Source organism: Corynebacterium sp. HMSC074C03 (genome assembly GCF_001838285.1).
Taxonomy (GTDB): Bacteria; Actinomycetota; Actinomycetes; order Mycobacteriales; family Mycobacteriaceae; genus Corynebacterium; species Corynebacterium amycolatum.
The window spans coordinates 37,402-59,382 of record NZ_KV836220.1; the positions used below are offsets into that span (position 1 = coordinate 37,402).

Below are 21,981 nucleotides of genomic sequence, written 5' to 3' on the forward strand. Positions count from 1 at the left end.
TGCGCTAGTGCTGCTAGCACACTAGTACCCCATTTTCTGATTCACCCACGCAAGCATCTCGTCGTGGGTGAGCACGTAGGCAAGGCCGTGCGTCCCATCACTGAGGTCAGTATCGACCTCCACATAGGTGATGTCGGCGCCGGCCTTTTGCCATTTCTGCACAAGTTCGCGTGCCGACGTCACCGGTAACACATCATCCAATGCGTTATGTGTGACGAATACGGGCATACTGGGCGTCTTTGTCCCCAGGGCCTGTTCGTCCACGTGGCGGCGAACGACGGGGGAGAGCTCCGACGAGCGCAGATTCTCCGCTATCCCTAAATCATTGGCTGTAAATGCCTTGGTGTCATTGCGGGGCCAACGTTCGACAGTAGCGCCAATGCATTCATCGGCGGTGAGCTTCAGGAAGTCCTGCCCCAGCGGGCTGAGCATGCGCTCGATTGGTTCTTTGGTCTCTGGGTACTCAGCAATTAATCCGTTCATAAAGTATCCGACGAGCCCCGCCAGCGCCGAGCCGCGAATATGCAGTGCGGTGTCGGTGAGATCGGCGGGAATCGCGCCGGCGTAGACCGCGCGAATATTTAGCTCGGAGGAGTATTCCGCAGCTAGCTCCGCCGCTGCAGCGGTGGCGCTTCCGCCCTGTGAGTAGCCGAACAGCGCAATGGGAGTATCTGTAGGCAGTTGCAAAGTTTCAATAGCCGCTCTTGCCATATCGAGCGTGTTATTCCCGGCAATCTCACGGTTGAGATACGGATGTACTCCAGGCGTGCCGAGCCCCTGGTAATCCACAATGGCGACATTCCATCCCTGTGCTAGCAGCTGCGGTGCCGGGGGTGTCGGAGGTGCCTCGTAGCGCAGCGCAACCGAACTGGCACAGTTATCGGCCATCCCGAGAGTTCCCGGCGCAATCACCGCCAGGGGGCGTGGGGACTTCTCCGACCAGTGGGCATAGGGCTGCAAAATCGTGCCGGACACGGCTGTCTGGCGGTGATCGCGTGCGCCTGTGGAGGAAAACACGACCCGCTGTGCGCGTGCGGGCGCATTGACCGGAAATGGCGTCTTCGTAATTACCTGCCCCGGAGGCAATCGCTTCACCGTAGAAGAGTCAGAATCCGAGGAACCGAAGCCAGTCGCTCCTAGGCCATCCACCGCCGAGCAACCACCGAGCGTTCCCACGCTAGAGCCCAGAAGAGCAACTCCAAGCACTGCGCTCAGCGCAATTCTGCGCTTACGAGCCCCAAAGAGACAGCGCTGGCGCTGAAATCGATGGGACGAGGCATTCATGTTCCCAATTCTAGGCAAGGAACTTGTTCGAATCTGGTCATTACTGAAGCATTGCCTCCGGTTTAACTTGGCAACTGGAAGCGGCCATCAGGAGTTTGCTCCGCAAGGCCGTCGTCAAGCAGGGAAAACAGTGCGCGGGAACGCTGATGCGCATCATCCCAGACCGCATCGAGAGCGGCCTGTTCGACGGGGGAGTTGGCGGCGCGGAGCACGTCGAGAAGCAAGCCTCTGACTTGGCGGTCGGTGCCTTCGAACTTCTGCACACGCCGTTTAGCGGCGGCGATTTCGTGGTCTTCGGGTTCGGGGCGACCGGCGGCAACCCAGGCGCAACTGGTAGCGATGGGGCAGACCTCGCACTCGGGTGTCGTTCGACAGACAGTAGCGCCGAGTTCCATGAGTGCGACGGAAGTCTCGGCCGCAGTCGTGGGGTCGAATGGTAGGAACTCTTCGACGAGCGCCATGTCGGCGCGTTTGGCGATGCCGGGTAGGTACGTGCCCTGGCGGTGTCGTCGGAGTACGCGGCGCACGTTGATGTCCACCACCGGCGTGCGCGCGCCAAAAGCAAACGCCGCTACCGCCCGAGCGGTGTAGTCCCCTACCCCCGGAAGGGCTAACAGTGTGTCCACGTCGCTCGGCACTTCGCCGTCGTGCTTTTCGACGATCTTTTCTGCGCATTCACGCAGCCGGAGTGCACGTCGGGGATAGCCGAGTTTTCCCCACATACGCAGAACTTCATCCTTGGGCGCGACTGCCAAATCGGCTGGGGTGGGCCATTTTTCCAGCCAGGCGTGCCACGAGGGGATCACCCGGGCGACGGGAGTCTGTTGACTCATCACTTCGCTGACGAGCACAGCCCATGGTGAAGTGCCTTCTTCGCGCCAGGGAAGTGGCCGCATGTTGGTGCGATACCAATCACGTAAGGCGGCATCGACGTGTTCGTCGAAGTCGTCGGATTGGTTAATTGCAGAGGTCAATCTACATTCTCGCTTTCCCATAAACAGCGGAGTCGTTGCACAATATAGCTATGAGCAATTCTGAGAGGACTCCTGAAAGTGTATGGCAATCGATGGTGCGCGGAAACCTCCGCTTCTGTGAGAGCAAGACTGCGCATCCTCGACAGGACTTGGTTCGTCGTAAGCAGCTGACTCAGGGGCAGAAGCCCAAAGCCGTTGTGTTGGCTTGCTCGGATTCCCGCGCACCGGTGGAGATCATTTTCGATCAGGGTCTGGGCGATGTATTTGTGATTCGTACCGCCGGTGAGATCACCGACCTGTCGGTGCTGGCTTCGCTGGAGTTCGCGGTTGATGGTCTTGGAGTTTCGCTGGTGATTGTTCTCGGCCACGAGTCCTGCGGCGCTGTGGCTGCGGCGAAGAATGCACTGGACGGTGGCGACCTGCCGGGTGGTTTCCAGCGTGTGCTGATTGAAAAGGTCACCCCGTCGCTGTTGGCGGCTCGCAAGGATGGCGAGACTGAAATCGACGAATTTGAGCGTCGCCACGTGCGCGAGATTGTTAATCATATTATTGATCGCTCACCGGAGATTTCGTCGCGACTGGAGACCGGCGAGGTGGGCGTTGTCGGTATGCGGTACCGCTTGGAGGATGGACGCGCTGAGACCGTCGTTACCCATGGAGTCAGCGAGAACCCGCTAACCTAAATGTGTGACCAATAAGCTGCCTCCAGAAATCTACCGGCGTCGGCGTATCGCCGCGGCGGTGTTGCTCGTTATCATCCTCGTTCTCCTGGGCTGGGGTATTTCCGCACTGGTAAACCGGGACAGCGAGGATTCTGAACCGGTGAATGTCACCAGGGATGACGGGAAAGAGGTGACCCCTCCGGAACAGCCTAAGGAACCTTACGCGCCTAAGTCTGACAAGGACTCGAAGAACGACAAGTCTGACAAGTCTGACAAGGACGCCAAGAAGGGCGACAAGGAAGGCGAAGACTCCTCGAAGGATGACGCTCAGGCGGCGCTTGCGAACAAAAAGGACTGTACCCTTGCAGATCTACAGGTGACAGCCACCTCGGATCAGCCGAACTACGGCGATGAGCAGCCGACTCTGGCGATTACCGTCCACAATCCCACCGGTGGCGAATGCCGCGTGAACCTCGATGAGCAGCAGTTGCGCTTCGAGGTGTACGACCTGGCAACGTATGAGCGAGTCTGGTCGGATGTGGACTGCAATGACTCCGAAGGCCACGGTGAACTGGTATTGGCACCGGGTGAGGAAGTCAACTATGCCGCCACCTGGTCGCGTCTGACCTCGGCGCCGAACAAGTGCTCCGAGGAAGACCGGGTCCCAGTTCCCTCCGGGTCGTACATCTTCTACGGCGTGATTGGTGACAACAACTCTGACGCCTACACGTTCAACATGCGCTAGCGCTTAGCTCCTAACCCAAGCTCAATGGCCTCGGCAACGGTGCCTGCTTCCAGCAGCCGCATCCCTGCCGGGCCTTTTGCGACTCTGGGCACAATTGCCGTGTCGAAGCCCATTCGATGAGCTTCCTTAAGGCGCCACTCCAAATCGGTCACTCGCCGCACTTCGCCGGCCAACCCCAGTTCGCCGAGTGCAATGGTTTTGTCCTGGAAGGTCCGCTTAGTCATGGATGAGGCCAGTGCCAGCGCAATCGCCAGGTCTGCGGCAGGCTCCGACAGCGTCATTCCGCCGACGGTGGACACGTACATCTCCATGCGGGCCAACTGCTTGAAGTTACCGTGTTCAGTCAGCACGGCCGCGACCATCGGCACGCGCCTCGGGTCGAGACCAGAGACATTGCGTCGTGGATTATGTGCCTCGGTGTTGATTACCAGGCCCTGCACCTCCGCCAGCAGCGGTCTGCGGCCATCCATGGCCACGGTAATTGCAGTTCCCGAGGTCGGCGTTCGGTGATGCAAAAACAGCCCCGAGGGATCCTCAACTTCCGCAATACCGCCCGCGGTCTGCTCGAAGCAGCCCACCTCATCGGTGCTGCCGAAGCGGTTTTTCAGACCCCGCAAGAAGCGTAGCCCCGAGTGTCTATCGCCTTCGAAGTTGAGCACCACATCAACGAGGTGCTCCATCGTGCGCGGGCCGGCCACATTGCCGTCCTTGGTCACGTGCCCTACCAAGAAAATCGCAGTCCCGGTCTCCTTTGCCAACGCCGCCAGGGCAGAGGTTACGGCGCGGGCCTGAGCAACGCCACCGCGAGCACCTTCGACGTCGGCACGCATCGTCTGCACGGAGTCCACAATGAGCAGACCGGGGGAGAGCTCTAGTGTCAGATCGATGACGTCCTCGATATTCGACACCGCCGACAGGTACAGCGAGTCCGACAGCGCGCCAGTGCGCTCAGCACGCAGTCGCACCTGACCGACCGACTCCTCACCTGTGACGTAAAGTGTCGGCCCCAAATCGCCGTCCGCGCAGCGATAGGCCACTTCAAGCAGCAACGTCGACTTACCAACCCCCGGCTCGCCGGCCAAGAGCACCAACGAACCCGGCACAATACCCGAACCGAGCACCCGATCCAGCTCATCGATGCCCGTGCGCACCGCGTGCGCAGCCTTGGCGGAAATCCCGGTAATGGCTGTCAGTTCAGAAGAAGAAGTGGGGATTCGATTTGTTGCGGATGTCTCGGCGAGGAAACGTTCCTCCGCCTCGTCGTCAAGCGCGCGCTGTGCTAAACGCTGGCTCTTAGCCGCGACGGAAGTGGAAGATGCTTTACGACGGTCACCTCGCGTGCCGGGCTCCGTTGTGGCAGTACTCCGGCGACGTTGCTTGGCTGCCCGGGCGGCGATTTTGTCCTCAAGGGTGGAGCCGGACTTCCCGCTGCTGGAGCGGATAGTGACCTTCTCCAGCGTGCCCCACTCTTTGCAGTTGGGACATTGACCAACCCATTTCGACACCTGCCAACCGCATGCCGAGCATTCGTAGGCTTCGTCTTTGGTCTTGGCCACGGTGCAACCGCCTTTGCTTTAAACGAGGGGCGACAGACCCGACAACGTTTGGTGCGGGATGTGCGGGAAATGTCGCTAAAAAAAATTGCCCCAGATACGCGAGAACGGGCCAGGGCAGAGTCAATGACATGTGTCAAGGACTGACTGTACCGCCGTGGCCCGTATCAAGCGACCAATCGCCCATGCCCGCTCGATGAAGCTCCTCGCGTTATTTGCGGGACAGGACTGCGCTGTACCAGCGCTAATAGTGCGCTGCGCGTGAACAGCGCAGGAACCGCGCCGTGCTGCGCTTACTTGGATTCAATCATACCGTCAGCACCGCGGTTCGGTGCGCCAGCTTCCAGAATGTCAGCGGAGACGGTGATGTCCAGGTCGTAGGTGTTGGTCTGGCCCTGTGGGTCAGTGAACTCGAAGGTGGCCTCGCGGTTCTGGCCGGCAGCGCTGCTCTTGTCGCCAACCAGGGTGCTCGGGTCCAACTCATTGGTGTAGTACGCGATGCAGCCGGTGTTGTCCTTAGCGGTCTTAGCCAGCGGATCGATGACGGACTTCGGGCCGGCAACGATCTGGCACTCACGCGGCAGGGAGTTCTCGCCCTTGGCCGCCTTAGCGAAGGAAGGAGTCTCAGCGACCTTCTTCAGCTCAACCTCGCCGATACCTTCAACGGTGACGGACTTCAGCGTGTAGACCGACTCGGTAGCGCGCTGCTGGTTGCTGGCGGAGAACTTCAGACCAGCGGTACCAGCCTCCGGGTCAACCAGGATGTGAGCGTCGCGGATGTTGACGAAGCCAAGAGCCGAGTTGGTGTTCTCAGCACCCTTGCCGGCAGCATCTTCGCCGCCGTTCATCGCACCGTCGACAGCCGGGTGCTGATTTGCGGTCTGCGAAATCTGACCGGCGCCACAAGCAGCAAGTGCAACTGCAGATGCTGCGGAGACGGTGATGAGAGCGCTGCGGCGAAGTACGGACTTGAAGGCCATGACTAGATTTCCTCCAGTAGCTTGAGGATGGGCGATAGGATTTTCAGTATTTAAAGAACACCTTAGTGTCTTCCTAAGATGTTCTCATACTACCCGTAAAATCATGGGGGGACATGATAGGGTGGAAGGCCGTTGGAAAGGGCGTGTGCATTACATGGAATTCAGCATTGGCGATACCGTAGTTTATCCGCACCACGGAGCTGCGAAAATCGAAAACATCATTGAACGAGAGCTTAACGGTGAGACCGTTCAGTACCTTGTACTGCAGATTCTGCAGAGTGATCTGAATATCCAGGTGCCCGCCAAGAATGCCGAGCTGGTCGGTGTCCGCGATGTTGTCGGTGAAGAGGGACTGCTGAAGGTCTTCTCCGTTTTGCGTGAGACCGACGTGGAAGAGGCCGGCAACTGGTCTCGTCGCTACAAGGCCAACCAGGAGCGCCTGGGTTCGGGCGACATTAACAAGGTCGCTGAGGTAGTTCGTGACCTGTGGCGCCGCGATCAGGACCGCGGTCTGTCCGCCGGCGAAAAGCGTATGTTGAGCAAGGCTCGCCAGGTTCTCGTCGGTGAGCTCGCGCTTGCCGACGGCGTTGATGAGGCCAAGGTCGAGGAAGTTTTTGCCCGCGTCGATGCCACTATCGAGCGTCACCGCGCGCTGGCACAGGAAGGTGCCGCTGGTGAGAAGAAGGATGAAGCCGACGATAAGCCGGTGGACCTGGACGCAGACGCATAAGTCGTCTCCCTTCCCCGGTTCCTTCCAGTAGGGATTTTCTGCACTTTTCCGGGTAACGGCTAGCGCACACACATTGTCCGTGTGCGCTAGCCGTTTTCTCTTTTTCACCCGTATCTATTTCCCCGCTATGCTCGGGGCTGTGACTTTTCAAATCTTCGATACCGCAACCCGCCAACTGAAGGATTTTGAGCCTCTCCGCGAGGGGCATGCCTCCATTTACCTGTGCGGTGCGACTCCGCAGGCTCAGCCGCACATTGGCCATGTTCGCTCTGGCGTGGCCTTTGATATCTTGCGCCGTTGGCTGATCGCCAAGGGGTATGACGTCGCGTTTGTGCGTAACGTCACCGATATCGATGACAAGATCTTGAATAAGGCCGCCGAGCACGGCCGCCCTTGGTGGGAGTGGGTCTCCCGCTTTGAGCGCGAATTTACCTGGGCCTACAACCAGCTCGGTGTTCTTCCGCCGAGCGTTGAGCCGCGTGCCACCGGACATGTCACTCAGATGGTGGAGTATATGCAGCGTCTGATGGATAACGGCTTCGCCTACGCTGTCGATGGCAGCGTCTATTTTGACGTGGACGCCTGGTCCAAGGCTGAAGGCAGCGACTACGGTAGCCTGTCCGGCAACCGCGTTGACGAGATGGAGCAGGGCGAGACCAACACTCCGGGCAAGCGCGGTGCGCACGATTTCGCGCTGTGGAAGGCGGCCAAGCCGGGCGAGCCCTCGTGGCCGACGCCGTGGGGCAATGGCCGTCCGGGCTGGCACCTGGAGTGCTCCGCCATGGCCACCTACTACTTGGGCTCGGAGTTCGACATCCACTGTGGCGGTCTCGACCTGCAGTTCCCGCACCATGAAAACGAGATTGCGCAGTCGCACGCAGCCGGCGACGGCTTTGCTCGCTACTGGATGCACAATCACTGGGTCACAATGGCCGGCGAAAAGATGTCGAAGTCGCTCGGCAACGTGTTGTCCGTGCCGCATATCCTGACCATGGTTCGTCCGGTTGAGCTGCGTTACTACCTCGGTAGTGCGCACTACCGCTCCGTGCTGGAGTACTCCGAGGAGGCTCTGCAGGAAGCGGCAGCGGGCTACCGTCGTATCGAGGCGTTTATGCACCGTGCCGTCGATAAGCTCGGCGATATCGAAATCGGTGAGTGGACGCCGGCGTTCGAAGCAGCGCTCGACGACGACCTCGCCGTCCCACGCGCGCTCGCGGAAATCCACAACGCTGTCCGTGGAGGCAATCAGGCGCTTGCCGACGGCGACGAGACCAAGGCCAAGGAGATTGCCGGTGCTGTCCGCGCTATGGCCGCAGTCCTTGGATTCGATCCGCTGAATGAGCAGTGGGCAACCTCCGATTCTGGTTCTGATGCAGCAATGCATGCGCTCGGTGTGCTGGTTGAGCACCAGTTGGAGGAGCGCACCCGGGCTCGTGCAGAGAAGGACTGGGCTACGGCTGATGCTGTACGCGACCGTCTGAAGGAAGCGGGTATCGAGGTAACTGATACCGCGGATGGTCCAGCATGGTCTGTCGCTGACTAGGGCTGAAAAGCTGGCTTTAGGCTAAAGAAAACTATTAACAACAGGAAGCAGGTAGCTATGGCAGGCAACGGTCGTCGTGGTGCAGTGCGCAAGGCAAGCAAGAAGAACGTTGGCGGCTCCGGTGGCCAAAAGCGTGGCTTGCGTGGCAAGGGGCCGACCCCGAAAGCAGAGGACCGCGTTTATCACGCAGCTCATAAGCGGGCGAAAGAGAAGCGCCGCCGTGACTCGGGGCGTCATGAGCGCAAGGGGGATGGCACCGAGCTGGTAGTTGGCCGTAACCCGGTCGTGGAGTGCCTGCATGCAAAGGTGCCAGCGGCCGCGCTGATTGTGGCGCTGGGTACCGACAATGACGAGCGCCTGCAGGAGTCAGTGCGTATTGCTAACTCCCGTGGTATCCCGATTCGCGAGGTACCCCGCCACGAGTTGGACACCATGACCGGCAACACCATGCACCAGGGTATCGGCCTGCAGATTCCGCCGTACAAGTACGCATCTGTCGAAGATCTGATTGATTCTGTGGCCAAGACCGGCGAACCGGGTCTAATCGTCTGTCTGGATAACATCACGGACCCGCGCAACCTGGGGGCGGTGATTCGCTCGGTGGCTGCCTTCGGCGGTCATGGTGTGGTGATTCCGGAGCGCCGATCGGCTGCTATTACGGGTGTGGCCTGGCGTACCTCGGCTGGTACTGCGGCGCGTCTGCCAGTTGCGCGTGCGACCAACATGGTGCGCTCGCTCAAGCAGTTCCAGAAGGCTGGCTACCAGGTGGTCGGTCTGGATGCCGGTGGTGACCACACGCTGGACACTTACGACGGCACCACCCCGGTGGTTGTGGTCGTCGGCTCTGAGGGCAAGGGACTTTCGCGCCTGGTGCGCGATACCTGTGACACCATCATGTCCATTCCGATGACCGGCTGGGTTGAGTCGCTCAATGCTTCCGTTGCCGCAGGTGTGACTCTGAGTGAGTTTGCCCGCCAGCGCCGGGCAAAGAGCAGCGAGTAGCGCACTTGATGCCCCCGTGGACGTCATTATCGATTCGTTATCGTAACGGCGTTTACGTGGGGCATTTTGAGTTCTAGATTGTGGCCGGTACTTATGGCTACCCCCAGTAGTTCAATACTTTAGAAGTAATTCTATTCCCGGCGTGCGCTGCGGAAATACCCACATTAGTATCACTTTCAACAGAAAATTATCCGTCGTTTCCCGCGGGGAGGGCGGCAAATCATGCTCCTAGAAATGGGGGCGTAATTGGTCGTAGTTTAGGGATGCGCACGGACCTAGTGGTGGCTTGTATAGCTAGCTTTGGGTCACTGAGATGTCAGACCAAGACATTCTCAGCGTTGGTTTTTCTGTCTGCCGGGTCATCCCATTTCGGCAGCCTCGCAGTCTTAAAAGAGCTGGGGGTGTTGGAATCTTCTTTTGAGGATCCAGCAAAAATACGGGCAGTCCTTCGGTGGCGAGAGGGAAGACAGACGCGTCTTCACCATAATCGCCGCTCGAAGGGCTGCTCGGCGTTTTTATCATTGGCGTGTCTAATACTGCGCCGAAATTTACTTGTGACTACTTACTCCACTTGGCCGCCTGGACGTCGTCACGCGTTGCCTTGCGCGACTGCACTGTTCCGATGGCGTAGCAGATGAGGTAGATGACGAACGCGATTGTTGTCACTAGAACGCTGACCGGGATGCCCGGTGCAAGCGAGAGAACGATGCCGCCAACGGCCGCGACCTCGGCGAAAACGGTGGACAGAATGATGGCTTTGACAGGCGAGGCGGTGACGAATGCGGCCGCGGCGCCAGGGGTGATAATCAGGGCGATGACAAGCAGGGAGCCGACAATCTGCACGCCTTGGGCGGCGACGAGGCCGGTGAGAATTGCGAAGTAGATTGACAGCGTCTTGACATTGATGCCACAGGCGGCGGCCATGATGGGGTCGGCGGAGGCGAACAGTAGTGGTCGCCACTTCCAAGCGACCCCGCCGACGACGATGACGGCGACAATGGCCATGGTCCACAAAGAGGTGTCTGTCAGACCGATAATTTGTCCGGTGAGCAGTGAAAATGCCGTGCTTGTCCGGCCGGGGTAGAGGTGGATAAACAACACCGATAAGCCCATGCCGAAGCTCAAGACCACGCCCACGACCGCATCTTGGCGCCCTCGAAGCGACAGTGCCGCCAGGACTATTGCGATGAGCACCGATCCGATAATGGCACCGCTGCTGACACTGACGCCAAGCAGTAGAGCTGCGGATGCACCCATGAGTGCCAGTTCACTAGTGCCGTGGACGGTGAAGCTCATCTGTCGCATGACAATCAGCGGCGAGATGATCCCGGAAATCAGCCCAAGCAGAGCTGCAGCAATTAGGGCATTGTGGACGAACCCGACTTGAAGTAGGGCAGCGGTGTCGGAGAAATACTGAGCCATTAGGCGATAACCAACTTTCCCTCGACGCGGGCAACCACAATTTTGGTTTGGTAGAGCTCCGAGAGCGTCTCTGAGGTGATAATTTCCTCGACCGATCCGACCGCATGTCCATGCGGCGTCAGGTAGAGCACCCGGTCACAGACGCCCAGGATGGGGTTGATGTCGTGGGTGACAAAGACGACTGCCGTGTCATTTTCCCGGCGATGCCGGTCCAGGCGCTTGACCGTGGTTCGTTGTGCCGCAGGGTCGAGGGAGAGCAGAGGCTCGTCGCAAAGCAAAAAATCCGGTGCCGAAACGAGCGCCTGCGCCTGACGGACAAGCTGCTGCTGCCCGCCGGACAGCGTGCCGACGCGACGGTCTGCAATGCCCGTTGCGCCGACGAATTCGAGCATTTCGTCGGTGTCGGAGCGGTTCTTGCCGGCGGCTAGCTCGACGAGATCTCGCACTCGGATCGGCAGCGAGGGGTCGAACATCCGCTGCTGTGGAATGTAGCCCAGGTTCCCTTCGACTTTTACTGAACCGTGCGTCAGGCGGCGCATGCCCAGGGCGGTGGTCAGCAGCGTGGATTTGCCGACGCCGTTGGGACCCAGGATGGCCAAGAATTCACCGGGTTCGACATCCAAATTGAGACCGGACCACAGTGGTTCGACGGCTGCGTCAGTAAAAGTCAGTGAGGGCAAAGTTATGCGGACTCCATTTCGGACAGGGTTTGCTTGTAGAGGTCAAAGAAGGACTGGTCGGCGCTCGGCGACTCAAAAACATTGATGATTTTAATGCCCTTTGCCTTGGCTGCCTCGACAAGTCGCTGCGAGACCTGGTCGTGGGTCTGCGGTGCGTCGATGAGGTAGTCCAGCTCGCCGGACTCAATCAGCTTGAGCATTTCATTGACATCGCTTGCCGACGGCTCGGACTCATTCAGTGTGGACTGGCGGTAGCCCTTCGGGGTGATGTCCTTAACCTTCGTGTCCTTCAGGATGTCATCGGCCAGCGGGTGAACCTGAGCGACCTTAGCGGCCTGGAGCTTGCTCTTGGCCTCTTCGATGTCTTTGAGCTGCTCGTCGACGGTCTTAGTGTCGGCCTTGGCACCCATCTTGTTCAAAGCTTCGGCGAGCTGCTCTGCAGTTTCTTCAACCGCATCGGTGTCGTACCAGACGTGCTCGTTGGCCTCGCCATCGTGGTGGTGGTGCTCGTGGTCACCGTGCTCGTCCTGGCCTTCGTGGTCATGGCCGTGATCGTGGTCGTGACCCTCTTCCTGCGGCAGCGCAGAGATGATGACTTTGTCCTCGGCGTCACGCAGGGAGGCGGTCAACCATGCGTCGTAATGCCCGCCGCCTGCGACGAGAATGTCGGCCTGCTCTACCTTCGCCATGTCCGCTGCGGCTGGCTCGTAGGAGTGCGGATCGATGTCGTTGGACGCGATGATTGGGTCGATAGAGACCTTCTCGTCGTCGGTGACAGCGTCGGCGATGTCTGCCCAGACCTTGGTGGAGGTGACCACCTTAATGGTGCCTTCGGACTCGCCCGCGGGCGTCGCGCTGTCGTCATTGCTGGAGCATGCGCCGAGGCCTGCGATGAGGCCGGCGCTGGCGACTAGTGCCGCGATGCGCGTGGAAAAGCGTGCCTTCATATATGTATCCAATCCTGTTGCGAGCTAAATTGCGGTGCCTATTCAGTTTCTGAGCATCAACCGCTATTGAAAATAGTTGTCTTTTAGTTCAAGGAACATAGTAGGGAATGCGGCGCCCCAGCAACAAGGCGGACGGCTGCTGGAGTGGCGGAAATGACAGTCGCACACATTCGTTGGGTAAAATTGCCTGCGATTAGATGCGTGTGGTGCTCGTTGTAGTTCTTTTCCATAAGACTGGAGTTTTCTACCTGAGATATCCGAGCGAAGATATTCGAGCGGGCAACCATTGTTGAGCTTTTAAGAAGGGGCGGTATTCCGTGCAGAGTCGGCGTCGTCGTGGCACCTTGGCTTCCATTGCGGCAGAGCTTGGAGTCTCACGCACGACTGTATCCAACGCTTACAACCGTCCTGACCAGCTCTCGGAGAAGTTGCGGGAGCACATCCTGGAAACTGCGGAGCGGCTGGGCTATCCGGGGCCGGACCCAATGGCCCGCGGTCTGCGCATGCGCCGGGTCGGCGCCATCGGGGTCCTGTTTACCGAACACCTCCCGTTCGCATTCGATGACCCCGCGTCCGTGGATTTTCTTGCTGGCCTTGCGGAGGAGCTCGGCGAAATGGGCGACTCCATGCTGGTCATTCCAGCCTCTTCCGAGGAAGGCGGGGAGGTGGATCTCAGTCTGATTCGGCAGGCGGTTGTCGACGGCTTCGTGGTCTACTCCGTCGCTGACAACGATCCGTTCCTCGCCGCAGTTCGCGCTCGCGGCTTGCCGACGGTCGTGTGCGACCAGCCTGCGGATGTGGCAGCTCTGCCGTTTGTGGGCATCGACGACCGTGAGGCCATTAAGCCGGCAGTGCGACATCTGACTGAGCTGGGGCATCGCAAGGTCGGAATTCTGTCGGTGCGCTTGTCGCGTACCCCGAATTCGGGATATGTCACAGAGAAGCGGCTAACAGGAGCGCATCACCAGGTGCAGAAGAACCGGGTTGAAGGTGCGCTGGAAGCGCTTGCCGAGGTCGGTATTCAACAGTCGGATGTGCCCATCATCGAGCGTCATCTCAATGACCGCGAGAACAACCGCGATGCTGCTCGCCAGCTGTTAACCGAGAACCCTGATCTGACAGCAGTAGTCTGTACTACCGATACTCAGGCAATTGCGGTGTTGGAATATGCCAAGGAGAACGGAATTCGTGTTCCGGAGGACTTGTCCATTACCGGCTTTGACGGAATTGAGCGTGCGCTCTTCCATAAACTGACCACTATCATTCAGCCAAATAGGCAGAAGGGTATTGCAGTCGGCCGCGCGCTGGCTGAGGAACTTGAGGCAGCGCACGAGGAAAGCGGTCTCGCGCCTGCGTCTGCTGCGCCCAGCACTGGCGACGAAGGTGACAGCGTTGCCCCCGGTGAAAAGGGCACCGATGAAATGGGCGCCAACTCTTCCGATCAGCAGGCGCCTCGAGTTCTGCTGGCGACTGAGCTCGTTGTTGGATCCACAACCGCGGCGCCGTCGGTACCGTCGGCCGGATAACAGACTGGCTAGGTAGAAACACCGTGGTGCTTTCGGAGGTTCCTGGGGTGTTAAACCCCACCTCGTCTTTACTGTGTTCGGATTCAGATTAAGGTCTATTACATGACAGATTCAACAAATTCGAGCACCGAACGATCAGCTGCGGCTCTCAATAGCCCGGATGCCACCGGCGACGACCATGTCGAACTTGGTGGTCCCGTCGAATTAGATGAAATGTCCATCCGCGGCGCGATGAGCGAGTTCACCACTGGCGTGACCATTATCGCCACCGAGGACGAAGGCGAAAGGTACGGCTTTGCCTGTCAGTCCTTCTCTTCGTTGAGCCTCACTCCGCCGATGGTTCTGTTTACTGTCATGAAGACCTCGCGGTCTTGGCCGCATGTACAAAAGGCTGGCAGGTTTTCAGTCAACGTGTTGGCCGAGGATCAGGAGGATATCTCAGCAGCCTTCGGCCGCCGTAATGGCGAAAAGTTCCAGATGGGGAAATGGACCCGGTCTGAGCTGGGCAATCCGCTGCTGTACGGCTGCTCTGTGTGGATTGATTGCACCGTTGTCGATGTCTACGAGGGCGGCGATCACTGGATCGTAACTGCGGATATTGTGTCTATCGGCAAGCGTGAAGAAATCAATCCGCTCATTTATCACCGCGGTTCTTATGCGCGAGTTTCTCACCCCGGCACTGATGCGCCTGTCGGGCAGAAGTGGCGTCAGCGCCCCTCGGTGTAACCCGAGGTTGTCGCAGTCCAGCCGCGGCGGTCTTCGCCAGGCTTGGCGTCTTTAATCTCTCGCATACGCAGACCATTGCTGTCCTGCGTGTAGACGAATTCGCCCGCAACAATCTTATGGAAGCGCTCCGAATAGGTCTGCGCCTGGGCTGAGCAGTCCAAACTGCGAGTCTGCTCCGGAGTACCGAATTCGACCGCTTCGCCCTTCCACTGCAGCGAGCCTGAGCCGTTGCCACAGGAATCAGCGAAGGTATATGTCGTCTGCCCCAGCGTAATAGTCGGCGCCTGAGCTCCGTCCGGCACACCGTGGGGCAGGTTTGGGTCATCAAAAATCGCGGTTATCTGCCATTGCTTGCCGACGATCTCCGCTGCCGGCTTTGCCTGACACGCGGTAGCCGTCATGGACACTGCAGCAACAACAGCTACTGCGGCAACCGCCTTTTTCCCGCTCCGACCCATGCTGCGTGACCCCGTTAGTTAGCTGCCTTCTTGGTGGTCTTCTTAGCAGCCTTCTTCGTCGTCTTCTTGGCGGCCTTCTTAGCAGCCTTCTTCGCCGTCTTACGAGTGGTCTTCTTTGCTGCCTTCTTGGTCGACTTCTTCGCAGTCTTCTTAGTGGACTTGCGTGTGCGCTTTGCGGTCTTCGGAGCGTTTTCCTTCTCGTACTCCTCGTGAACCTTCTTGAAGCTCAGGCCTTCCTTCTCCACTCCGAGCATGCACATCAGAGTGACGGCATCGTAGAAGTCCTCGGCGAAGGTAGCCACAATTCGCCGTGCGCCAGCAGCGGTCTTTTCTTCGACCTTGTGAAGAGCCTCGTTCTGAGCAGTGCGAGTGTCTGTGACCTTCGGTGGCACGAATCCTCCTGGCAAGCATGGCCTTAATTGCGCCCGATACACCTACTTTTGCCAGCCATCTCGCCACATGCTCCCGCCACTGAGCTCAACCGAGTTCAGTGGAGAAGGGATGGGATTGTGATGACGCAGTTTCAGCTTGAAGCGCTACGTACAATTCAAAATATTTATTCTACCACGTTGTTGATAGGTCGCGCGGTGCGGACAATGCTTCTGTGGAAGTGGTTAGTCCACGCAGCGGATGCCCCGCGGAATGACTAGTCCAGGCGCGGGTTCATGCCGCCCTTGAAACGGTAATTGCGTGGACGGCGAGGCTTGTTTCGCGGATTCACAGGTCGGATTCGGCGCATACCGGCCCGGATTGGGCGGGTTAGGCCGCTGTCTTCGCGCAGTGCGCGAGGGCGACGGAGCCTGCGCGCCATCCATTCACCGAGCACGATGCCCGCAGCCAGCGCCGTCGCAATGCCAAGCGCTGAGGCCAGTGCCGTAAAACCTTTAGTTGGATGGTCGTGCAGCAGTGCGTGCATACCGCGGTAGATTGTCATACCCGGAAGCAGTGGGGTTACGCCTGCCACTGCCGTAATTAGCGGCGGGATGGACCAACGTCGTGCCAGCAGGCCACCGATGAGACCAATTAGAGTCGCCGCCGCGCCTGCGCTGGTCACCGGATGAACTCCCAGCGGAGTCAACACGTAGTAGTAGGTCATTGACCCCAGCAGAGCGACCGTTCCGGACACTGCCAACGCGGTGAACCCAGCATTCGAGGCCAACGCAAATGCGATTGAGGCGGTAGTTCCCGCTATCACCCGCACTGTTGCCTGTGCAAGGTTGAGGTCGGAGCCCGCGATGACGTCGGGAAGCGGAATGCCGAGCATTCCGGAAAACTCGATGCCCATTGCGATGCCAGCGACGATTCCGCCGGTCAACAACATGGTGTCGAAGAAGCGCGCCGAGCCAGTCACAGGTGCGCCGGTGATGCCGTCTTGCAGTGCTTGCACGAGGGTTAGGCCGGCGAGCATCACGATAATTCCCGAAGCGATTAGCCTGGATGGCTGCATTTCAAAGGGGAGATACGCCTGCGCCGCATTGAGTACAGCAGCGGAGAGTGTGGCGATGAGACCACCGACTGCGTTCTGGAAGAATGTGGGCAACTCGCGGGCGGCGAGTTCGCCAATCACGATGACGATGGCCAGTGTGACCGCAGCTGCGATAAGGGCAACCTCGAAACTCGAGCCGAGCAGCACTGTCACAGATGAAGCCAGCAATGCCCAGCCAGCGTAGATGACGCGGAGGCGGTATTTTGCGGGCTCACGCTCGACCTTGTCGATAGCCTCAATAGCCTCCTCCAGGCTCAGATGGCCCGCGCGGATTCGGCGGATGACACGATCGGTGTGACGTAAGCGCTCGAAGTCGGGCACTGGTGAGGTGACAACGCGCATGGCCGTGATAGGGGTACGGCGTGCGCCGATGAGGTGGTAGACCGTCACGGAGGTCAACGTGATGTCAACCTGAATCTGGGTGAGACCATAGGCTGAGGTCACGGCCTTAATCTGCAGCTCGGTGTCGCGGTTGCCCGAGCCACATGCCAGCAGCAGCCCGCCGATGCGAGCAGCGAGATCGAGTACGGCCGTGACCTGGCTGGGGTCGGAATAATCAATCGGTGCCAGCGGCAGTGGGGTAGTGGTCGAGTGCACTAGGTCGACAGTTGCCGTTGGGCCGGAAACGAAATCAATCACGCGCTGCTTGAAGGTGGACTGATCTTCGATTGCAGGAAACTGGGTCTGCGGAGTGTCGTCGTAGGCGACAGTGGGGTCAGCGTCGTAAGCGATAGTGGCTTCGGCATCGTAGGCATCATCCTTCGCGGCGGAGTTTTCTTCGGCGTTGGATTTGTTGCCGCCATCGAATGGCATGTCGACACTTCCTTTCCCCGATACTGCCTGGGGTGCGTTGCAGTGATGCTGCAAAGACGCGATGCGGAGACGTTGCAGAAACATAGCCCCAGTGCTTTAGCGATAGCCACACTACCCCGTCGGCGCCCGAGAATCTCAATTCGTTTTTGCTGCGGTGAATTTGCCTATCTGAGCGGGGCTTTTAGGGTGGAGAAAAGTGTTCAAGAAGTGCGGTTGCGGTATTCCTGTGGTGTCGTTTTTAACTTCTGCTTGCCAGCCTGTACAATCGCCTGTCAGCGGCACAGCTGAGTTCGATTTTCAGGTTGACTCTGATTCTTTCGAGCCAGCGATGGCTAACGCCAAAAGGGTCGCTTTAAAGTTGCCGGGATGGCGCAATTGGTAGCGCAACTGATTTGTAATCAGTAGGTTACGGGTTCGAGTCCCGTTTCCGGCTCCAAAACCCCAGGTCAGGAAGTTTTCCGGCCTGGGGTTCTTTGGTTTAAAGGGCGCTTGCAACTGTTTTGCAATTGTTTTCGTCGCCTCAATGCAAAATTCCCCCGCACCGAGTGGGTGCGGGGGCGGCGGCAGGGGGGCAGGGGCTAGCCACTGAGAATTTTCAACACGTCGGCAGCGAACGCCTCAATAATTGCGGAATTGTCAACGTCACCCGCGCGGTTGATGTAGGCCGCTTCGGTCGTTGAGGCAGAGGCGTGCCCCAGCTGCAAGGTAGCCAGCGCGGCGTTACCCGTCGCAGTCATAGCGGTCGCTACCGTGTGACGGAGGTCGTGGTACGAGATAACCGGCGGCAGCAGCTCCCGGTCGGCCTGCGCCACATCGTCGCCGGCGAGGTGCAGCAAGCCTGCCCATGTTAGAGCCCGGCCAGAGTTTTGCGAGGGTGGGGGCATGTGCCGGATGGGTCGTCACGCATAGGCAGTACCCGCGTCGTCGGTGCCCCTGTCGTGCGTTGGCCGTGGAACAAGCTCGTAGGCTTATCAGCCAAGCGCTCGGCAATCCTTGAGTCTATTGGCCCGAGAAGCTGGTCTAGCAAAAACATGTAGGTGTGTGACGATCAGCTATAACTTTCCTCCTTGTAAGCAGGAAACCCGCTCGCCTCTCATGACAGCAATGTACTTGGATAACCACATCGCTACTTGACCGTAGATTGATGTAGCGATACGCTTTGAACATGTTCAGTGAACAAGTTCAATCAAGTCGTGCTACTCAAAAGGAGGCGACGCGCAATAAAGTCTTGGACACCGCCTATGCCCTTTTTGTGTCAGTCGGGTACGCGGATACAAATGTGCGTGCCATCGCGCAGAAAGCTAACGTCAGCGTTGGAACCGTTATGAACGTCGGGAGCAAGCAGTCGCTGTTGATTCAGACCATCGGACATCGAATCACCGTCATGCACGATGAGCTCCGTGGACAATCAGACAACCTTCTCGACGTTCTCGCTCCTTTCCTGAAAATGTTTACTGGGCAGGAAGAATTATCGAAAGCGTATGGCGCTGCCCTAATCACACAGGGAGACAACGGAGAGATTCTCAACGAGCTTCGAACTCTCTTGGTAGATGAAATCGTGTTGCGCCTAGGCAATATGCTCCCTAAAGATGCCGCTAAAGAGTTCGCGACAATCCTTTACAACATTTATCTTGGGTTGCTTCTTGGCTGGGCTGCCGGTGCATACGACACCGACGAACTATCCATTCACGCGAACAGTTCCATCTCCCGTCTTAAAATCGCGTACGGAGTAAAATAATGATTCTCGAATCTTCGCCTGCTTGGCCCTCCATCATTCTTGCCGCCATTTTGTTCGGAGACGCGGTACTCTCGCTCAAACCCGTAGCATTCATCGAGGCCTGCCTCAGAGGAGTGCGACTTCCTACAGAGTGGTGGTGGGCTCTTATCGTTATCAAGTGCCTAGCAGCAAGTGGACTCATTATTGGGCTCTGGATACCAGGCATTGGAATAGCGACGATGGTTGGAGTCATTGCCTACTTCTGCACCGCAGCAATCGCACATATCCGAGCCAAGTTTCTAGGTAGCGAGTTTTGGGTCAATTGCTTAGGGATGCTCGCTATTTCACTAGGCGCTCTCATTGCAACACTACTGATAGCCTGAGACGACCAATTTACCAATTGTGTTCGCCCATTGAGGGGCGCCGTTGCCCGCGCCGGGATGTCACACCCGACGACGTGGGGTGGCAGGAGCAGTAACCGGAATTGAGGGGTTGGGGGCAATCTCAGTCCATTTTTATGCGCGGGGGTAGGGGTGCGACGGGCAGGGGTTGCTGGGGCAAGGGGTGTGTGGCCCCTAGTCGACACCGTGTAGCCACCGCCGGTTAAGTCTTGTACTCAGGCTGTGGCGTATGTCCAGCTGCGGGTCTACTTCGGAAAACTCCGCACTTCCCCAAAGGCTTTCCTCAAAAATTAGTAGGGGAGGTGCCCCTGTGTGGCGCAAGAAACGGCTTTGACAGGCATAAATGGCATTATAGGTCAAACCTTTACAGGGTACCCTAACGGTAGGTTACGGGTTCGAGTCCCGTTTCCGGCTCCAAAACCCCAGGTCAGGAAGTTTTCCGGCCTGGGGTTCTTTGGTTTAAAGGGGAAAATGTAGGGGTTAAGTAGCGTGAGGGATGAAATCGTCTAACAGAACGTCCGCATCCCTTCTGTCCCGTAAGTCGGCTTAGAAGCTGGAAGAACCGCCTGAACCGGAAAACCCCGAGCTAAACCCGCTGTTGACGCCACCGCTACTGGAAGAGCTGTCGCGGGCAGTGGTGGCATCGCTATCCCAGGTGCTCACAACATAGAAGGGCACGTAGCCGTGGTAGCCAGAGCCAGCGAAGAAATTAGAGTCGTAGATGCGCGTGCGCTCGGGGCGCTCGTCGGCCTCATTGCGCTTCTGCAGCTGGGACTGCACGTGCTCCGACAAGAGCGCGGAACGATCCAAGAGTTCTAAGTAGCGCTCCATGAACTGCGGATGGTGTGGTTCCTTGGATAATTCAGTGGTGGCATCTTCCAACTCTTTCGCGTGGCGCTCAAGCGCCGGGTCGATGCTTGCGGCCAAGTAGCCTGCCTGTGCCAGATCCTTCTCCAGCTCGTAGAGTTCATAGCGGCGAGCATCCGCATCAGCGTTCTCAATGCGGTGCAGCTTTTCGATATTGGCCTCAGCGGTTTCCACGCGCTCGCACAGTTGGCGCGCGTTGGCGATGAGCTCGGAGCGTGAGCGGAATTGCTCATCTGGCGCATCCGCCGGAATCGACATGAGGGAACCAACCTGGCTATCGATTGCTAGGAAGTCATCGCGCAAACCCTCCCAGTCCTGGCGCAGGCGCTCATCCACCAGGCCTGATTGGAGCGAGTGCGCTCGAATATCAATCTCCCTTAGCCGTTGCGCCACATCGGTGTAGGTCTGCGACACGTAGTCCCAGTCCTCGCGTGCCTGCTGTGTCTTCTTCTGCCGGCTGCGGCGTACACCGCCGGCGAGGCCGACGCCAGCGCCGCCAACGCTCAGGCCCGCCACCCCGAGGCCAACGGCCGCCGCCATCCGGTCCTCTTTTGCGCCCTCGTACTGAGTATCCGCAGCACGGTCTACGTCGATTGCAGCCGCTGCGCCAGCAAAGAGGCCAGCAGGAATGTTGTCATCCCGCACGCCCGGCTTAATTGCTTCGATGGACTGTTTCAGATGGCTGTCATTCTTGCGTAGCTTCATTTGAGCAGCCACGTCCTCACCCGCGAAGACGAAGGCTTGGCGCGGATCAAGGCCCACGCCGACGAAGACCTGGCCATCAGCAAACTTATCCTTGCCGATGAGCTCCTGGTGGTTATCGCGCAGGTACTCCTCTACGGAGTCATTAACGTTTTCCTTGTTCTCGGCAAAGACCATGTAGTGCAGCCCTTGGACCACGTCAGGGGCGGCGATCCGGGAGACATCGCGAAGCATGCGCTGTTCTTCCTCCGGGGTGAGCACATCGTCTGGGTCCATGATGTCAGCCTGCACCTCACGCTGCGCGGGCTGCATGACGTAGTCAGAGCGCTCGGGCGAATTAAAGACCGCCAAGCAGGCACCCGCACCGACACCTCCGAGAAGCAGGCCGCCCACTGCTGCTGTGCCGATGATGGCACCGATGGAGGTCACTTTGGGGCCGCGGTTGGATGCAAAAGGTTTAATATCGCGAGAGTCGGTCACGGTGATTCTCCTATTCGCGAGCGATCGGCCCCGCCAATTTTATCCGGTTTAAGGAGGTCGGGCGGGGAGCAAAGGATTCTTTTGAAGGCGGATTAAAGGGCAAATGCCTGTCGGGCGGGTCGGGGTGTCGGGGAATTTTCTGTCACTTATGCGCATGTTGTCGGAAGTCCCGGTCAACATATGGATGAGCTATTCACTTATGGCCACGCTGCTGCGTATCGATAGGTGAATATGGCATCGATAAGACAACGCAACACCGACAGCAGAACAGCGCAACACCGAC

The 21,981-nt window shown here is 58.5% G+C and carries 21 protein-coding genes and 1 tRNA gene; 10 read left to right on the forward strand and 12 right to left on the reverse strand.

The genetic code is table 11. The annotated features are described in order from the left end of the window. Positions 1-21: 21 nt before the first annotated feature. Complete coding sequence (locus HMPREF2847_RS06280; protein WP_246821967.1) at positions 22-1,284, reverse strand: lipase family protein; 1,263 nt, start codon at positions 1,282-1,284, stop codon at positions 22-24. Between the two features lie 62 nt (positions 1,285-1,346). Next, positions 1,347-2,279 (reverse strand): HhH-GPD family protein, encoded by a 933-nt coding sequence (locus HMPREF2847_RS06285; protein ID WP_070851863.1) that lies wholly within the window; start codon positions 2,277-2,279, stop codon positions 1,347-1,349. 29 nt (positions 2,280-2,308) lie between these two features. Between HMPREF2847_RS06285 and HMPREF2847_RS06290 the strand changes: the two genes are divergently transcribed. After that, entirely contained in the window at positions 2,309-2,941 is a 633-nt protein-coding gene (locus HMPREF2847_RS06290) for a carbonic anhydrase (RefSeq protein ID WP_070653300.1), read from the forward strand. A 4-nt stretch (positions 2,942-2,945) separates the two neighbouring features. Continuing rightward, positions 2,946-3,665 carry a hypothetical protein gene (locus HMPREF2847_RS06295; protein WP_070851864.1) on the forward strand — a complete coding sequence of 240 codons (720 nt, stop codon included), beginning with the start codon at positions 2,946-2,948 and terminating at the stop codon, positions 3,663-3,665. Here HMPREF2847_RS06295 and radA read toward each other — a convergent pair. Then, positions 3,662-5,221 carry a DNA repair protein RadA gene (gene radA, locus HMPREF2847_RS06300; protein WP_070851865.1) on the reverse strand — a complete coding sequence of 520 codons (1,560 nt, stop codon included), beginning with the start codon at positions 5,219-5,221 and terminating at the stop codon, positions 3,662-3,664. The genes HMPREF2847_RS06295 and radA overlap by 4 nt on opposite strands. A 290-nt stretch (positions 5,222-5,511) precedes the next feature. Further along, the gene (locus HMPREF2847_RS06305; protein WP_070851866.1) at positions 5,512-6,198 is read right to left on the reverse strand and encodes a hypothetical protein; all 687 of its coding nucleotides are present in this window, start codon (positions 6,196-6,198) and stop codon (positions 5,512-5,514) included. 154 nt (positions 6,199-6,352) lie between these two features. Here HMPREF2847_RS06305 and HMPREF2847_RS06310 point away from each other — a divergent pair, with 154 nt between their 5' ends. From HMPREF2847_RS06310 to rlmB, 3 genes are all read left to right on the forward strand, one after another. Beyond that, the gene (locus tag HMPREF2847_RS06310; protein ID WP_005510159.1) at positions 6,353-6,928 is read left to right on the forward strand and encodes a CarD family transcriptional regulator; all 576 of its coding nucleotides are present in this window, start codon (positions 6,353-6,355) and stop codon (positions 6,926-6,928) included. A gap of 139 nt (positions 6,929-7,067) precedes the next feature. Next, positions 7,068-8,471 (forward strand): cysteine--tRNA ligase, encoded by a 1,404-nt coding sequence (gene cysS / locus HMPREF2847_RS06315; protein WP_042388940.1) that lies wholly within the window; start codon positions 7,068-7,070, stop codon positions 8,469-8,471. A gap of 57 nt (positions 8,472-8,528) precedes the next feature. Further along, on the forward strand, positions 8,529-9,473 hold the full coding sequence (rlmB, locus tag HMPREF2847_RS06320) for a 23S rRNA (guanosine(2251)-2'-O)-methyltransferase RlmB (protein WP_070851867.1): 945 nt from the start codon (positions 8,529-8,531) through the stop codon (positions 9,471-9,473). Between the two features lie 558 nt (positions 9,474-10,031). Here the strand turns inward: rlmB and HMPREF2847_RS06325 are convergent. Genes HMPREF2847_RS06325 through HMPREF2847_RS06335 form a run of 3 tightly spaced genes read right to left on the reverse strand, consistent with a single transcriptional unit; the run spans position 10,032 to position 12,522 of the window. Continuing rightward, on the reverse strand, positions 10,032-10,895 hold the full coding sequence (locus HMPREF2847_RS06325) for a metal ABC transporter permease (protein WP_070851868.1): 864 nt from the start codon (positions 10,893-10,895) through the stop codon (positions 10,032-10,034). Next, the gene (locus tag HMPREF2847_RS06330) at positions 10,895-11,575 is read right to left on the reverse strand and encodes a metal ABC transporter ATP-binding protein (protein WP_070851869.1); all 681 of its coding nucleotides are present in this window, start codon (positions 11,573-11,575) and stop codon (positions 10,895-10,897) included. Before HMPREF2847_RS06330 ends, HMPREF2847_RS06325 begins: the two co-directional genes overlap by 1 nt. A 2-nt stretch (positions 11,576-11,577) precedes the next feature. After that, positions 11,578-12,522, reverse strand: coding sequence for a metal ABC transporter solute-binding protein, Zn/Mn family (locus HMPREF2847_RS06335; protein WP_070851870.1), 945 nt, complete (start codon positions 12,520-12,522; stop codon positions 11,578-11,580). Between the two features lie 317 nt (positions 12,523-12,839). Here HMPREF2847_RS06335 and HMPREF2847_RS06340 point away from each other — a divergent pair, with 317 nt between their 5' ends. Together HMPREF2847_RS06340 and HMPREF2847_RS06345 are read left to right on the forward strand one after the other, a co-directional pair. Continuing rightward, a complete protein-coding gene (locus HMPREF2847_RS06340; RefSeq protein ID WP_048760477.1) occupies positions 12,840-14,048 on the forward strand; it encodes a LacI family DNA-binding transcriptional regulator in 1,209 nt (402 codons plus the stop codon). A gap of 102 nt (positions 14,049-14,150) precedes the next feature. After that, positions 14,151-14,774 carry a flavin reductase family protein gene (locus tag HMPREF2847_RS06345; protein ID WP_048760478.1) on the forward strand — a complete coding sequence of 208 codons (624 nt, stop codon included), beginning with the start codon at positions 14,151-14,153 and terminating at the stop codon, positions 14,772-14,774. Here HMPREF2847_RS06345 and HMPREF2847_RS06350 read toward each other — a convergent pair. From HMPREF2847_RS06350 to HMPREF2847_RS06360, 3 genes are all read right to left on the reverse strand, one after another. Further along, positions 14,756-15,232, reverse strand: a complete 477-nt coding sequence (locus tag HMPREF2847_RS06350) for an META domain-containing protein (protein WP_070851871.1) — start codon at positions 15,230-15,232, stop codon at positions 14,756-14,758. The two genes, HMPREF2847_RS06345 and HMPREF2847_RS06350, sit on opposite strands and share 19 nt — an antisense overlap. A gap of 14 nt (positions 15,233-15,246) precedes the next feature. Then, positions 15,247-15,624 carry a hypothetical protein gene (locus HMPREF2847_RS11585; RefSeq protein WP_016421440.1) on the reverse strand — a complete coding sequence of 126 codons (378 nt, stop codon included), beginning with the start codon at positions 15,622-15,624 and terminating at the stop codon, positions 15,247-15,249. Between the two features lie 254 nt (positions 15,625-15,878). Continuing rightward, positions 15,879-17,531 (reverse strand): threonine/serine exporter ThrE, encoded by a 1,653-nt coding sequence (locus HMPREF2847_RS06360; protein WP_070851872.1) that lies wholly within the window; start codon positions 17,529-17,531, stop codon positions 15,879-15,881. A 360-nt stretch (positions 17,532-17,891) separates the two neighbouring features. On the opposite strand from HMPREF2847_RS06360, the gene HMPREF2847_RS06365 reads away from it, so the two are divergent. Continuing rightward, positions 17,892-17,967, forward strand: a tRNA-Thr gene (locus HMPREF2847_RS06365). Positions 17,968-18,109: 142 nt separating this feature from the next. Here the strand turns inward: HMPREF2847_RS06365 and HMPREF2847_RS06370 are convergent. Next, on the reverse strand, positions 18,110-18,367 hold the full coding sequence (locus tag HMPREF2847_RS06370) for a tyrosine-type recombinase/integrase (RefSeq protein ID WP_070851873.1): 258 nt from the start codon (positions 18,365-18,367) through the stop codon (positions 18,110-18,112). Between the two features lie 329 nt (positions 18,368-18,696). Between HMPREF2847_RS06370 and HMPREF2847_RS06375 the strand changes: the two genes are divergently transcribed. Together HMPREF2847_RS06375 and HMPREF2847_RS11780 are read left to right on the forward strand one after the other, a co-directional pair. After that, positions 18,697-19,269 (forward strand): TetR/AcrR family transcriptional regulator, encoded by a 573-nt coding sequence (locus tag HMPREF2847_RS06375; protein WP_070851874.1) that lies wholly within the window; start codon positions 18,697-18,699, stop codon positions 19,267-19,269. Further along, positions 19,269-19,631 (forward strand): DoxX family protein, encoded by a 363-nt coding sequence (locus HMPREF2847_RS11780; RefSeq protein ID WP_016421436.1) that lies wholly within the window; start codon positions 19,269-19,271, stop codon positions 19,629-19,631. Before HMPREF2847_RS06375 ends, HMPREF2847_RS11780 begins: the two co-directional genes overlap by 1 nt. Before the next feature lie 564 nt (positions 19,632-20,195). Here HMPREF2847_RS11780 and HMPREF2847_RS06385 read toward each other — a convergent pair. Beyond that, complete coding sequence (locus tag HMPREF2847_RS06385; RefSeq protein ID WP_070851875.1) at positions 20,196-21,698, reverse strand: hypothetical protein; 1,503 nt, start codon at positions 21,696-21,698, stop codon at positions 20,196-20,198. Positions 21,699-21,981: the final 283 nt, after the last annotated feature.